Origin of the sequence: Collinsella sp. LCP21S3_C7 (assembly GCF_052118485.1) — a bacterium.
Taxonomy (GTDB): Bacteria; Actinomycetota; Coriobacteriia; order Coriobacteriales; family Coriobacteriaceae; genus Collinsella.
The window spans coordinates 13,647-27,578 of the sequence record NZ_JBQKHC010000009.1 but is presented as its reverse complement, the minus strand read 5'-3'; the positions used below and the strand labels follow the sequence as shown (position 1 = coordinate 27,578).

Sequence of the window (13,932 nt, the reverse complement as noted above, 5' to 3'; positions counted from 1 at the left end):
TAATCTTATTTAGGTACCTAACTTTTGGAGTACGTTATGTCTAAAGAGATCGTCGAGGATATGCTTGAGGAGGTTGCCCCGCAGGCCGCGGGCGATTATCTCGAGATTGCACAGCGCTACAAGGCTGGTGAAGAGCTTACGGATGAAGAGCTCGACACCATTGCTGATGTTGCGATTTCTATTCTTCGTTCCATCCTTTCGCATTTCGACGCCGCCAACTCTCCTATCGATGAGTATGAGGGCAACGAGGGCGAACTGATTCTTGATGTAACGGCTCCCGACCTTGCCGTCCTTATTGGTCGTCATGGTCGCACCCTTGATGCCCTTCAAGTTATGTTCTCGCTGTTGGTGAGCCGCAAGCTTGGCTTTAGGTATCCGGTCGTCGTCGACGTCGAGGGATATAAGAGCCGCCGCCAGGACAAGGTTGCCTCTATGGCTCAGTCTGCTGCCGAGCGGGCAGTTCGCACTCACAAAAGCGTTTCGCTTCCTCCCATGAATGCCTACGAGCGCCGTCTGGTTCATATCGCTCTTCGCGGCAACGACGCCGTCGACACGCATTCTGAGGGTTCTGACCCCGATCGTCATGTTGTGATTGTTGCTCGATAACCTAAACGAGCTTATCTTAAGGGGGCGTGGTTTCCACGTCCCCTTTTTTTGTCAAAAGTTCTTGATACATCGATTTTTGTCAGATAGGAGTTTGTCTTGTTTGTGCTAACCGATGAACAGACAAGCCAGATGCTTAGTCGTCTAGTTTCGTATTGCGAAGACTATTCTTTGAAGGTCTCCCATGATGCCCTTCGCTCCTGTATTGAGCATCTTGATTTTGTTTTGGAGGCTAATAAGACCACCAATCTTACGCGCATCCTAAATATCGAAGATGCGGCTGTTCTTCATATTCTTGATTCGCTTGTGTTGCTTCCCTATATAGACATAGCTCCAGAAGGCGCTTTGTTAGACATGGGTACTGGTGCTGGGTTTCCTGGTATCCCTTTGACAATTGCTAGCGGACGTAAGGCTACCTATATCGATTCGGTTGGCAAGAAGGTTGATGCCGTTAACTCATTTGTTGAGGCTCTCAGTCTCAAGCATGCTCACGCGGTTCATGATCGTCTTGAAGAATATGCCCGAAGCCATAAGAAACAGTTTGCTGTTGTCACTGCTCGTGCACTTGCACCGTTACCAGTTCTCGTTGAGTACGCTTCACCATTTCTAATAGATAGTGGTCTCTTTGTTATTACTAAGGGAAACCCGTCAGACGTCGAACTTCAGTCTGGTCTAACTGCCTCTAGCATATGCGGGTTCACCACACTTATGACAGATGATTTAGATTTGCCAAATGGCTTGGGTCATCGCGAGTTTATCATTCTAAAAAAATCTCGTCCGGCAGCTATTTCGCTTCCACGTGCTAATGGCATGGCGAAGAAGAATCCGCTTGCCTAGATGTTTCACGTGAAACATAATGGATAGTAATTACTTGTTATGTTTCACGTGAAACATAACAGATGATGAATCGGAATGTTTCACGTGAAACATCCTCCGTTTAACAGCTTAAAATACACCAGGAGGGACCGTGGGATTTCGCGACGTTAAGCGTTCAAAGAGCGCAAAAGACACGCGTATCATTGCAATCATCAATCAAAAGGGTGGTGTGGGTAAGTCCACCACAGCAGTAAACCTTGCAGCAGCACTGGGTGAACAGGGTCGAAAGACGCTGATTGTCGATTTTGATCCACAGGGTAATAGCACGAGCGGCTTTGGAATCGAAAAAGAAGAACTTGATAACTGCATCTATGATGCATTGCTGAATGATGTTCCGGCAGAATCGCTTGTTCTGGATACAAATTGCAGTAAGGTATTTGTAATTCCGGCTACTATCCAGCTTGCAGGTGCGGAAATTGAGCTTGTAAGCGCAATTGCACGAGAAACACGCTTGAAGGATCTGCTTGAGCCTGTTAAGGATGAGTTTGACTTTATATTTATCGACTGTCCGCCTTCACTTGGCTTGTTGACCATTAATGCGTTGACGGCGGCGGACAGTGTTCTGATTCCGATTCAGTGTGAGTATTACGCACTCGAAGGTGTCACCAAGCTGCTTGAGTCGATGAAGATGGTCAAAACACGCCTAAATAAGAGCCTTGATACCTATGGCGTGCTTATGACGATGTATGATTCGCGAACATCGCTCTCAAATCAGGTTGTCGAAGAAGTGCAATCGTACTTTGGCGATAAGGCATTTAAGACCTTGATTCCGCGTACTGTTAAAATATCAGAAGCACCGTCGTTCGGTGAGCCGGTAATTACATATGCGCCGCAAAATAAGGGTGCAAAGGCGTATATGAACCTTGCCAAAGAGGTGATCAAGCGTGCCTAGTCCTAGGAAGCGTGGCGGTTTGGGTCGCGGACTCAATGCATTGGTCTCCGAAGCAGAATATGAGACCGGTGGATCTGCGACGTCCGCATCCAATACTGCTTCGGAAACTAAACTTCCAATCGAAGATATCGTTCCGAACCCAAACCAACCCAGAATTCATTTTAATGAGACCGAGCTTCGAGAGTTGAGTGAGTCGATTCAGGAGCATGGCGTTCTTCAGCCGCTTCTTGTACGCAAGCACGGTAATGGTTATGAGATTATCGCGGGTGAGCGCCGTTATCAGGCTTCTAAGCTTGCTGGACTTGAGGAAGTTCCTGTCATCATAAAAGATGTTGATGATGAACAGATGCTTGCGCTTGCATTGATTGAAAATCTGCAACGCTCTGATCTCAATCCCGTCGAAGAGGCTAAGGGGTATCGACAGCTCATCGATGCGAGTGGCATGACTCAAGAGGCCTTGTCGAAGGCTGTTAGCAAGTCTCGCTCTGCAATCACCAATTCGCTGCGCCTACTTGATCTTCCAGAGGTTGTTCAGCAGATGATCTTTGAAGGTAAGCTGACTGCTGGCCATGCTCGAGCAATTCTTGCGGTTCCATACGAAGATGCACGCATTAAGTTAGCTGAGAAGGTTGTTGCGGAAGGATTGTCCGTCCGCGCGACAGAAAATCTTGCTCCGTTGTTTTCTGCCGGAGAGACACCAAAAACGCCTCGAACCGCAACGCCTCAGTCTTTTAAGAAGGCGGCACGCGTTCTGCGTCAGGTGTTTAACACGAACGTTCGCGTAAAGAGCTCGCGCGGCAAGAACAAGATCGAGATTGAATTTAAGGATGAAGAGGAACTCTCTCGCATTCTTGGCGAAATCATTCAGTTTGATCAAGGAGGTCAGGATGAGGAATAAAGTTCTGACTGCTGTCGCTTTGGCTGCTACTGTTGCAGTTGGCGCTTTTGCCGGTTATAAGATTGCGACAGATGATGAATTGCGTGGTCGTTTACTTCGCGGAGCGCAGGATATCGTTGATACCTCAAAAAAGAAAATGGATGTTATGACCGAGGACGTTGCCATGCGTACGGCCCAGATGACTAAGAATCCCAAGATCAACCAAGATTGGGTTAATCATCAATGGGAAAATGTAGGCTTTTAGGTACCTAACAATTAATCGCCTATTCTGAGTGGCCATTGTCTGATCACTAGAACAGGGATTCCTAATTTCGTCCTAAAAAATGCTGGACAATCGTATGATGCAGATAATCGATGAATATGAAACAGCCCCGGTTGCAATTAAGCAACCGGGGCTGTTTCTGATGTTTCACATGAAACGTTTAGGCTGGTCTCCCCTACGCGTTCTTCTGAACTTTGAAACGCTGCTTGAGTTGGCCACAAGCCGCATCGATATCGTTGCCACGAGAGTTGCGGATCGTGGTCTCGATACCACGGGACTCAAGACGGCGTTGAAGGTCTTCTACCTTATGGATCGGTGACGGCTTGAGCGGGCTGCCCTCAATATCGTTGAGCTGAATCAGGTTGACGTGGCACAGTGTGCCCTCACAGAAGTCGCAGAGCGCCTGCATTTCGGGGTTGGTGTCGTTGACGCCCTCGATCATGGCATATTCGTACGTCGGACGGCGGCCGGTCTTCTCGGTGTAGAGCTGCAGTGCCTCGTGAAGGCGCAGGAGTGTGTATTTCTTGACACCGGGCATGAGCTTATTGCGTGTGGACTGGATAGCGGAGTGCAGCGAGACAGCTAGGGTGAACTGCTCGGGAATGTCGGCAAACTTACGGATGCCAGGAATGACACCGCTGGTAGAAACGGTGAGATGGCGCGCTCCAATGCCGATACCGTCGGGGTCATTAAGGATGCGCAGCGCCTTAAGAACCTCATCGTAGTTGGCAAAAGGCTCGCCCTGGCCCATGAACACTACGCTTGTCGCGCGCTCGCCAAAGTCATTGGAAACATGAAGTACCTGGTCGACGATTTCCTGGGCGGTCAGCGAGCGCCTGAGGCCGTTGAGGCCGGTAGCGCAAAAAGCGCAGCCCATTCCGCAGCCGGCCTGGGTGGATACGCAGACAGAGAGCTTGTTACGACGAGGCATGCCGACGGTCTCGACAGAAATGCCATCGTGGTACTCGAGTAGATATTTACGAGAGCCGTCCTTGGACACCTGCTTGGTGAGCTCGGTCGGCGTGTCGAAGGCAAAGGCCTCCTTTAACTGCTCGCGGAAAGCCTTGGGAAGGTTGGTCATATCGTCAAACGAACAAACGTTCTTCTCAAAAACCCATTCAATGAGCTGCTTCGCGCGGAAAGCGGGCTGGCCGAGTTCGGCCACGAGCTCGCGAATATCGTTTTGGCTCAAGTCGCGAATGTCCTGAGATTTAGTCCTGGGATTCATGGAAGCCTTTCGATTTTGGGGAAACGTAAGGGGTATCGCTACAATATGGTATCAGCTGCAGAAATCATAGAGGAGGAGTCTGCCCATGCCGGGTAAAAGCCTAGAGAACATGCACGTAGCGGTCTTGGCGGGCGGCCATTCCGCCGAGCGCGAGATTTCGCTCAATTCGGGAAAGAACGTCGTGGTGGCCCTGAAGGAGGCTGGCTACACTTCGGTGGAGCTGCTCGATACGGCTGCCGATGATTTTATGGTGACTATGGCAACTGGCGATTTTGACGTGGCGTTTATCGCCATGCACGGCGCCGGCGGCGAGGATGGCGCCATGCAGGGAGCCATGGAGACGCTGGGTATCCCCTATACGGCGTCGGGTGTGCTCGCCAGCGCGTGTGGCGCCGATAAAGAGGTTTCAAAGCTTCTGTATGCCAAGGCAGGCATCCCCATTGCCCCCGGTTTGGCGCTTGAGGCGGGCGACGAGGTTGATATCGATCGCATCGTTGAGATTTGCGGCGAGCGTTGCTTTGTAAAGCCCGCCGTCAACGGCTCCAGCTACGGCATCTCCCTGGTACACGAGCCCTCTGAGCTGCCTGCCGCCATCGCCAAGGCCTTTGAGTACGGCGATAAGGTGCTGGTCGAAAAGTGCATCGAGGGAACCGAGATTACCGTAGGCGTCTACGGCGAGGATGACGTGCGCGCCCTGCCGATCGTCGAGATTCGCAAGCCTGAGGACTGTGAGTTCTACGACCTGGATGTGAAGTACGTCGATCCCACGGATATCCACCGTATTCCGGCGCAGATTTCGCCCGAAAACTATGCTCTTGCCCAGGAACTTGCCTGTGCGGCCCACAGAGCCCTCGGCTGTCTGGGCATTTCGCGCAGCGATTTTATCGTGAGCGAGGACGGCCCCGTCATCCTCGAGACCAATACGATTCCCGGTATGACCGATACGTCGCTGTATCCGGACGAGATTCGTCATACCAAAGACATGACCTTCCCGCAGGTCTGTGACAGTCTGATTCGCATGGGTCTCCGTCGAGCGGGCATTGCATGCTAATCGAGGATGCTGTATCTCCTGGAACGCCGCAGTTTGTCATTGATTCCTATGCAACGCTTGCCGAGCGTGCCCGCACACAATCGTTTGGCCTTATCGAGGAGGATATTATCGTCCTCGATACCGAGACCACGGGTCTTTCGGTCCAGGACAACGAGCTTATCGAGATTTCCGCGGCCCGTCTTTCGGGCCGTGAGGTCGTTGACCGCTTTGACACGTTTGTGCATCCCAAGCAGCTGATCCCTGCCGAAATCACTGAGCTCACAAGCATCACAAACGCCGATGTGGCCGATGCCCCCTCGGCTGTAGAGGCCGTGGCTGCGCTCGCCGATTTTGTGGGCGGGTGCCCGGTTATCGCGCACAATGCCACGTTTGACCGATCGTTCATCGAATCGGTCAAGGGCGGTGTCAACGTCAGCGACATCTGGATCGATTCGCTGGCGCTGTCCCGTATCGCGCTGCCGCGCCTGGCATCGCACAAGTTGTCCTTTATGGCCGATCTGTTTGGCTGCGACTCCGTGTCGCACCGTGCAAATGCCGATGTCGATGCCCTGTGTGGGGTGTGGCGCGTGCTGCTGGTTGCCCTTACGGACTTGCCGCAGGGCCTTATGGCGCGTCTGGCGGATATGCACGCGGATGTTCCTTGGTCCTATCGTCCCATTTTCTCGTTTTTGGCAGGTCAAAACCCCGGCTCGATTTTCTCGCTTGCCGCCGCCCGCGCCGACGTGCTCAAGGCCGATCGCGCCGATGATCGCGTGGATGCCGACGAGCTGCCGGTTCTTAACATGCCGAGCCGCGAAGAGATCGAGGCGGATTATGCCCCCGGTGGTCTAGTCAATCGCATGTATCCCACTTATGAGCCGCGCGACGAGCAGATTGCCATGGCGCTCGAGGTACGCGACGCGTTGATTACGGATACGCATCGCGTGATAGAGGCCGGTACGGGCGTCGGTAAATCGATGGCGTATCTCGTGCCCTTTGCCGAGGCCGCCCGCCGAAACAACATTACCGTTGGCATTGCGACCAAATCGAATAATCTTGCCGATCAGCTTATGTACCACGAGCTGCCAAAACTCGCCGAACAGCTGGACGGAGGCTTGTCATTCTGTGCGCTCAAGGGATATGACCACTATCCGTGCCTGCGCAAACTCGAGCGCATGAGCCGAAGTCAGGCCGAGATTACCACCAAGCGCGATCCTGCCGACACGCTCACAGCGGTTGCGGTGATCATGGCGTATGTGTGCCAATCTGCCGATGGTGACCTCGATTCGCTCGGCATTCGCTGGCGCAGCGTCAACCGTCCCGACTTTACGACGGCCTCACGCGAATGCGCTCGCCGCCTGTGCCCGTTCTTCCCCGATAAATGCCTCGTCCACGGTGCCCGTCGTCGCGCGGCGCATGCCGATGTCGTGGTCACAAATCATTCCCTGCTGTTTCGCAACGTTGCGGCCGAAGGGAGAATTTTGCCTCCCATCCGCCACTGGGTAATTGACGAGGCCCATTCCATCGAGCGCGAGGCGCGCCGCCAGTGGGCGCGCGTGGTCTCGGCAGACGAATCTCGCGTGCTATTTGAGCGCCTTGGCGGGTCGAGCTCCGGTGCATTGAGCCAGGTATCTCGTGATTTGGCGACATCCGAAGGCTCCACGCTTTATCTGGGGCTCACCGCGAAGGCGACGTCTACGGTCGCACGCGCGAGCATGGCACTCGCCGAGGTGTTTGACGGCGTGCGTGAGCTCGGCCGTCGCGCCCGCGGTGGCTACGACAGCGCAAATCTGTGGATTGGCCCCGAGTTGCGCGAGTCGGATGACTGGCATGACTTCTTGCAGTCTGCCAGCGCTGCTATCGATGCCCTGGAGCAGGCGGATAAAAATGTTGCCGCGCTGGTGCAGGCTGTCGCTGCCGATAAACCCGAGGTCGTCGTCGACCTGGGCGATATTTCGCGCCGTCTGCACGAGCTGGCCGAGAACCTCAAGCTCATCATTGACGGCACCGACGAGCATTATGTGTACTCGCTGCAGGTCAACCGCCGCCTACGTGCGGGCGGAGAATCCATGACCGCCGAGCGCATCGACATCGGCGAGGCCCTGGCGAACGAGTGGCTGCCCGAGGTGCATACGGCCATCTTTGCCTCGGCAACCATGACGGTGTCCAAGAGCTTTGAGCACTTTAACCATGCCGTAGGCCTCGATCGCATTGGCGCTTCGGCATCCTCGTCACTGCACCTGGATTCGAGCTATGACTTCGATTCGAACATGGCCGTAGTCGTGGCGGGGGACATTCCCGACCCTCGCGACCGCGAGGGCTATCTGTCCGCGCTCGAGCGCGTACTGGTCGATGCCCATCTTGCCATGGGCGGGTCGGTACTCACGCTGTTCACCAATCGCCGCGATATGGAAGACCTGTATGCTCGGGTTGAGCCCAAGCTGGCGCGTGCCGGCCTGGAACTCAATTGTCAGCAGCGCAATTCGTCTCCCCGTCGCTTGCGCGATCGCTTTATCAACGAGCCGACCTCGTCGCTCTTTGCTCTCAAGGCTTTTTGGGAGGGCTTCGATGCCAGCGGCGAAACGCTGAGATGCGTCATTATCCCCAAGCTGCCATTCTCGAGCCCCACCGATCCTCTCTCGTGCGAGCGCAATCTGCGCGAGGACCGCGCCTGGGTACGCTACTCGCTGCCCGAGGCGGTTCTCGAGGTCAAGCAGGCGGCTGGTCGCCTGATTCGTTCATCGACCGATTGCGGCGTGTTGATTTTGGCCGACCCGCGTCTGGTGACGAAGGGTTACGGCAAGAAATTTCTGACATCGCTGCCTACGAGCTCGTATCAGCGTATCGAAACGGCGCAGATCGGCCGCTATCTTCAGTTATGGCGCCAAGCGCACGAATGCCATCGCTAAGAACGGAAGGCCATTGCCTCGGCGGCATCACATAGGCGCTTTGAAAGGGCGGGGTCGTCTGCGATGCGGATAGCTCCGCCCGCTGCGATAATCTGGCTAAACAGCCAGTTTTCGGAGCTATAGCAAACGGTCACGCTTGCCGTATCCTCCCCATCGGCTTTAATTGACCTGATACCTGCCCACCTCACGCGTTCTGCCATATCGAGCGGCATCAGGAGCTTAACGCTCTGGCTTGCCTGTGCAAGGGAATCGTGCAGGGACGTGGTTTCGGTCGTGTGACGCACGACGGAGTCTTCCGTCAGCAGAAGCTCCTCGATCTTGTCCATACGGTAGGAGCGCTGCCCGTCTGCCTCGACATCCCAGGCAATCAGGTACGTTTGGTCGCCGTTGGTCGTGATCTTTAGGGGGTCGATCAATCGCCTGCGTGGATGCTGGTCGTCCAGGGAGCGGTAGGTGACGAGGCATCGCACGCCATCCTGAATTGCACAGCAGAGTTGCTGCCAATAAGATCCGCGGGCGACGGTATCGTCAACGCGTTGGTTGTATCCGAGTTCCGCCGGAAGGAGTGCGCGCCGGATGCGCGCCGCCGCGCACTCTTCGATTCCGAGCGACTCCAATTCATGGTTGAGTACGGCGCCCTCGGCGGCACTCAGGCGAAGCGGCAGCACACGGCCCGCATCGCCGATGAGAACCACACGTTCATCGCGGCATTCGCAAATGATGCGCGCGCCCGATTCGCGGTCTGCGAGCGTCGAGATGATGCCGATGATCTCGTCGAGCGAAGCTCCGGAGATATCGAAGCGACTGCAGATATCGTCTCGCGTCATGCCCGCCTCGCCGGCGGCATAGAGTGCCTCCATAATGTCGATGGAGCGCGAGAGCCTTTGTTCGCTGGTGAGCTTACGCACGGCCATGAGCGCTCACTGTCCTTTCGATGAGGCGGTTCCACGCCTGCTTGAGTTCGTTGGGCGCTACGGGCCTCATACCGTCAACGCTGTGTTCCATGCAAAATGACGCCGCCGCATTCAGGTCGCGAACGTCAACGGTCCAGGTCCAGCCGTCTTTGGCGTGCTCGAGCCTTCCTCGCCCACGTGTGAGGCCGTGGACCATGTCGGATTGAGCCTGCGGAGCAAACGAGAAAGTTGCCGTGACGGGCTGGCAATCGGAGAAATCGAATTCAAAGAAGAGGTAATCGTTGAGATTGAAGTCCGCGGGAATGGCGTAGGCCCGCGATGGACGCCACGCACGAACGATGCGATCGCAGCGAAAGGTTCTGATTTTTCCGGTGGCGTCATCGAGGCCGCAAAAGTAGGCTGTTCCTTCGCGCTCGAACATGCCGTAGACGCAAACAGTGCGTTGTCGTTGCTCACCCCGTCCGTTTTGATACAAAAAACGCAGCGCGCATCGGTCGGCAAACGCGCTCCATACCGCATCGACCGTCGGCGAGTGAACAACGGGGGGCTCGGCCGTATTCGTCTCGCCGGTAAGATAGGCAATTTTGGAGCGTATGTCGGCGAGTGGGGTCGCAAAGGCCGAAGAGCCCGTGGTGAGGGTCTGATCGATAGCGTTTAGCAGAATGTCGGCATCGTCTGCGGTGATCAAGCCGCCCGCGGCAAACGTATGCTCACGGTCGATTGTCCAGGCGCTCTCCTCGGTCTCCTGGGCACCCGCGGCGCGAACTTCCTTGATCACAATGCCCCGCTCGAGCAGCTTGTCGCGGTCGCGGCGAAACTTTCGCTTATCCGAGTCGACGTTGCCCGATCCGTAGCCTAGGTCAGAATCCAGCACGATCTGCTCGGTTGTTAAGGGCTCGGGGGAACTGTTGAGGACAAAGAAAAGGTTGAGGATACGCTGGGCGGTTTTGTCGAAACCGGGTTCTGGCGCATTTGTTTTGTTTGTCGCGGTCATATCGCTTACCGTCATAGAATCCTCGCATGGGAAGGTTATTTGATGCCATGATTTTAATCCGATATGGAGATTAGGCTATATCCTTGTCCGCTCAGTGCGTTAAGATGCCCAGATTTCGGCCGATTGCGTTCGCTCGGGGTATACTTTCGACTATATACGGTTCTAATGTGCAAGCATTGGGCCTATTTGTCGGATTATGGATGTGGAGCGCACATGGCGAACACCCAGAACTATATCAATCACCTGCTGCAGGGCACGGGCATCACGCCGGCGTGCAGCGAAGAAGAGCGTTTGGCTGCCGAGGATATCGCCCAGATCTTCCGCAATCATGGCTTTGATCCCGAAGTCCAGGAATTTAACGCTCCTGCACCCAGCAGGCTGGCATTTGCCGTCACAGGCATCCTGTCTTTTGCCGGTGCCCTGCTTATGGGTATTGGCGGCAGCATCGGCTTAATCGGTGTTCTGCTGGCCATCGCCGGTGCCGTGTTGTATGTGCTCGAACGTACCGGTCGCCCTGTTATCTCTCGCCTGGGCAAGACGGGCGTGAGTCAAAATGTCATTGCCTATCACAAGGCCACAGGTCCGCTTGCATCTCCGCGCAACCGTCCGGTGGTTGTTGTCGCCCATTACGATTCTCCGCGTGCCGAGCTGCTCGCTCGCGAACCGTACGCGCCGTATCGCGCGCTCATCGCCAAGATGCTGCCGGTCGCCACGATTGTCCCCGCTGCCGTCGCCATTCTGCGCATTCTGCCGCTCCCCGGCGCTCTTAAGGTTCTGCTTTGGATCGTTGCGATCCTCGCCTCTCTTGTGGCGCTCGCCAACGCGGCCAATATCATTGCCAACCGTTTTGTTCTTCCCTATACGTCCGGTGCGGTCTGCAATAAGTCTTCTGTAGCCGCGATGCTCGGTGTCATGGATAACGTTGCCCCTTACCAGGGCGAAAACGAGTTCCCCAACGACATTCCGTTTGATGACTATTTTGGTGAGCAAAAGCGTCGTGCCGAGGAGATGGCGCGCGCGGCGGCTGAGTATGCCGCTGCCCAGCAGCAAAACGACTACGGCAACACGATCGAGTACGAAGAACCCTCCTACACCGAGGACGAGTTTGGCCAGCCGATCGCTCCCGAATCCGAGCAGGGCGAAGTTTTTGACGAGCAGATCGATGGCTTTGAGGGTGCCTCAGCTGACGAAACCCTGATTGGTGTCATTGCTCCCGAGGCTCAGGCTGAAACCGAGGTTGCTGCCGAGCCGGTCGCGGATGAGGATGTCGTCGAGTCGATTGGTGCGCCCGCTGTCGCTGAGCCGAGCGAGCCCGAGCCCAAGCCGTATCGCAATGCCGCCGGTAATATTCGCTTTGGTTCTGATGCCATTCGTGCCTTGGGGATGCTTCCCGAGTCGTGCACGCTTGATTACGAAGAGGGCGAGGAGCCGACGATCGATCCCGCGCCTGCTTCGGTTGAACCTGTCGCCGCGCCCGCCGACGAGCCCGTCGTCGATACCGAGCCCGAGACGGAACCCGAGCCCAGCCCTGCACCCGAGCCGGACACCGCTGCACCCGCTCCGGTGGTTCAGGATGTGTACGACGATTCCGCCAGCGATTACGATGAGTATCCGCAGCGCGTTTCCTATGAGAGCGATACCGATTTTTCGGCCGATCTACCGGTCGCGACGCCCCATGCCGATATAGCATCTGCGTTCTCTTCGATTGGAGCCAGCGCTTCAAGCTTCTTTAAGGGCGCACTCGCTAAGGGTAAAAAACTTGTCGACGACCTTGAGGAAAAGCGTGCCGCTGCGCGCGAGGTGGCAGAGCAGGAGGCTATTGCCCACCAGCAGGCTGCCGAGGCCGAGCGTGAGCGTGCGGCGCGGGAATTTGAACAGCATGAGGCTGAGCAGCCTGCCGCGACGGAGGTCGCCGAGGCTACGACGTCCTTTGAGGCCCAGCAGCCAATCGACGCCACCGAGACGCTCGATGCCGCGAAGTTCGATGCCACGATAACGTTCGAGAAGCAGGGTACTGCCATCGCCGAGCCCCTTTCTGTTTCCGATGAGTCCCAGGATGCTGCAGATGAGATCGAGGCGCCCGAAGCCGAGCCGGCTGAGAGTGTCGATGCCGAGCAGGTTGAGAACGTTGACGCCGAGCCGAACACCGCCGACGAGATTGAAGCCGAAGCGACGGTCGTCGTTGAGCAAGAAGAGACACCGGTGATTTCTAACGCCGATGAGTCCAGGCCGTACTCTACGCAGATCTTTACCATGCCTGCCCCGAGCGATCCCGGCTCCACGGTTGCCAACCCCGCATCGGCGCAGGTCGAGACGGTTGATTCGCTCATGGCACAGATTTCATCCAAGGCCGCACCGCGTCCGCAGATGAATATCCCCGATCCCGCTTCTGTTTCGGTGCTCACACCTTCTTCTTCGCCGCTTGCCTCGGTCCCCGATCCATCGCTGCCCTCGATGCAGCAGGCCAACGTCGCATCCCGCACATCCCTCTTCGATCTCCCCGACCCCTCGGCTCAGGCCGACGATCCTTTCGCGACGGCTCAGGGGCCCGAGCCCACGTCGGCACCGGTTGCACCCTCCATGCCCGTTTCTTCGGGCGCTCAGCCCATCGAAACCATCTCGGCTCCCGTCGCCAAGGAGGCAAAGCCTCAGAAGCGCGGTCTGGGCGGCTTGTTCGGACGCAAAAAGAAGAATGAGCAGAACAGCATGAGCGACTGGCTGGGCGTCGAGGATGACTACGATGCCAAGAAGTCTGGCCGCGGTATCGGCTCTTGGGATAACTTTGAGGACGATGATAACGGCTGGAAGGGCGGTGCCACCTCTTCTGACGGCGCTTCTGCCGAGGACATGCTTTCGGCTGTTGCCTCCATGGGTGATGACGAGCTGCTTGGTCACGATATCTGGTTTGTGGCAACGGGTGCCTCGGATTGTGACGGCGCCGGTATGAAGGCGTTCCTCGAAGCCCATCGCGATAAGCTGCGTGGTGTGTTCTTTATCAATCTTGAGTCCATTGGAGCCGGTAGGCTTTCGGTCGTGACGGTCGAAGGCGAGCAACAGTTGCTCAAGGGTGATCGCCGCATCATGAATCTGGTCAGCAAGGTGTGCAAGTCGTTCCACGTTGATTGTGGCGCGTTTGAGATGCCCTATGCCAAGACCGATGCCTATGCCGCGCTCGAGGCGAGCCGTCGCGCCCTCACAATTGCCGGTGTCGATGGCCCGCGTCTTGCCTGCGCGCGCACCGAAGACGATTTGCCGTACAACGTCAACCCGACGAACATCGCTACGGTGTCCGAGGTTGTCACCGAGGTCATCCGCCGTTCGTAGCG

General features: G+C 56.1%; 11 protein-coding genes. 8 read left to right on the top strand and 3 right to left on the bottom strand.

The window, feature by feature from the left end:
• The first annotated feature begins 36 nt into the window (after positions 1-36).
• The 5 genes from ACTQ1E_RS04985 (at position 37) to ACTQ1E_RS04965 (ending at position 3,513) form a co-directional block, all read left to right on the top strand.
• A complete protein-coding gene (locus ACTQ1E_RS04985) occupies positions 37-606 on the top strand; it encodes a Jag family protein (RefSeq protein WP_441565088.1) in 570 nt (189 codons plus the stop codon).
• A gap of 102 nt (positions 607-708) precedes the next feature.
• Positions 709-1,440, top strand: coding sequence for a 16S rRNA (guanine(527)-N(7))-methyltransferase RsmG (gene rsmG, locus ACTQ1E_RS04980; protein ID WP_441565116.1), 732 nt, complete (start codon positions 709-711; stop codon positions 1,438-1,440).
• A 130-nt stretch (positions 1,441-1,570) separates the two neighbouring features.
• Entirely contained in the window at positions 1,571-2,371 is an 801-nt protein-coding gene (locus ACTQ1E_RS04975; RefSeq protein ID WP_427729019.1) for a ParA family protein, read from the top strand.
• Positions 2,372-2,390: 19 nt separating this feature from the next.
• Positions 2,391-3,269, top strand: a complete 879-nt coding sequence (locus tag ACTQ1E_RS04970) for a ParB/RepB/Spo0J family partition protein (RefSeq protein ID WP_427795191.1) — start codon at positions 2,391-2,393, stop codon at positions 3,267-3,269.
• Complete coding sequence (locus tag ACTQ1E_RS04965) at positions 3,259-3,513, top strand: hypothetical protein (protein ID WP_154516796.1); 255 nt, start codon at positions 3,259-3,261, stop codon at positions 3,511-3,513. The genes ACTQ1E_RS04970 and ACTQ1E_RS04965 overlap by 11 nt, the downstream gene beginning before the upstream one ends.
• Positions 3,514-3,706: 193 nt before the next feature.
• Here the strand turns inward: ACTQ1E_RS04965 and rlmN are convergent, their stop codons facing one another.
• Positions 3,707-4,759: a 23S rRNA (adenine(2503)-C(2))-methyltransferase RlmN gene (rlmN, locus tag ACTQ1E_RS04960; protein ID WP_154516799.1), complete on the bottom strand. Its 1,053-nt coding sequence runs from the start codon at positions 4,757-4,759 to the stop codon at positions 3,707-3,709.
• 85 nt (positions 4,760-4,844) lie between these two features.
• On the opposite strand from rlmN, the gene ACTQ1E_RS04955 reads away from it, so the two are divergent.
• The gene (locus ACTQ1E_RS04955; protein WP_441565086.1) at positions 4,845-5,810 is read left to right on the top strand and encodes a D-alanine--D-alanine ligase family protein; all 966 of its coding nucleotides are present in this window, start codon (positions 4,845-4,847) and stop codon (positions 5,808-5,810) included.
• Positions 5,804-8,698, top strand: a complete 2,895-nt coding sequence (locus tag ACTQ1E_RS04950) for a helicase C-terminal domain-containing protein (protein WP_441565084.1) — start codon at positions 5,804-5,806, stop codon at positions 8,696-8,698. Before ACTQ1E_RS04955 ends, ACTQ1E_RS04950 begins: the two co-directional genes overlap by 7 nt.
• Here the strand turns inward: ACTQ1E_RS04950 and ACTQ1E_RS04945 are convergent.
• The gene (locus ACTQ1E_RS04945) at positions 8,695-9,612 is read right to left on the bottom strand and encodes a helix-turn-helix transcriptional regulator (RefSeq protein ID WP_441565082.1); all 918 of its coding nucleotides are present in this window, start codon (positions 9,610-9,612) and stop codon (positions 8,695-8,697) included. The genes ACTQ1E_RS04950 and ACTQ1E_RS04945 overlap by 4 nt on opposite strands.
• Positions 9,599-10,621: a helix-turn-helix transcriptional regulator gene (locus tag ACTQ1E_RS04940; RefSeq protein WP_154516810.1), complete on the bottom strand. Its 1,023-nt coding sequence runs from the start codon at positions 10,619-10,621 to the stop codon at positions 9,599-9,601. The genes ACTQ1E_RS04945 and ACTQ1E_RS04940 overlap by 14 nt, the downstream gene beginning before the upstream one ends.
• A 198-nt stretch (positions 10,622-10,819) precedes the next feature.
• Here ACTQ1E_RS04940 and ACTQ1E_RS04935 point away from each other — a divergent pair, with 198 nt between their 5' ends.
• Positions 10,820-13,930, top strand: a complete 3,111-nt coding sequence (locus ACTQ1E_RS04935; protein WP_441565080.1) for a hypothetical protein — start codon at positions 10,820-10,822, stop codon at positions 13,928-13,930.
• Positions 13,931-13,932: the final 2 nt, after the last annotated feature.

Bases quoted from the DNA above. Each gene is read 5' to 3' on its own strand.
- ACTQ1E_RS04945 (WP_441565082.1), bottom strand. From the start codon at position 9,612: ATGGCCGTGCGTAAGCTCACCAGCGAACAAAGGCTCTCGCGCTCCATC.
- rlmN (WP_154516799.1), bottom strand. From the start codon at position 4,759: ATGAATCCCAGGACTAAATCTCAGGACATTCGCGACTTGAGCCAAAAC.
- ACTQ1E_RS04950 (WP_441565084.1), top strand. From the start codon at position 5,804: ATGCTAATCGAGGATGCTGTATCTCCTGGAACGCCGCAGTTTGTCATT.
- ACTQ1E_RS04940 (WP_154516810.1), bottom strand. From the start codon at position 10,621: ATGACGGTAAGCGATATGACCGCGACAAACAAAACAAATGCGCCAGAA.
- ACTQ1E_RS04965 (WP_154516796.1), top strand. From the start codon at position 3,259: ATGAGGAATAAAGTTCTGACTGCTGTCGCTTTGGCTGCTACTGTTGCA.
- ACTQ1E_RS04985 (WP_441565088.1), top strand. From the start codon at position 37: ATGTCTAAAGAGATCGTCGAGGATATGCTTGAGGAGGTTGCCCCGCAG.
- ACTQ1E_RS04955 (WP_441565086.1), top strand. From the start codon at position 4,845: ATGCCGGGTAAAAGCCTAGAGAACATGCACGTAGCGGTCTTGGCGGGC.
- ACTQ1E_RS04935 (WP_441565080.1), top strand. From the start codon at position 10,820: ATGGCGAACACCCAGAACTATATCAATCACCTGCTGCAGGGCACGGGC.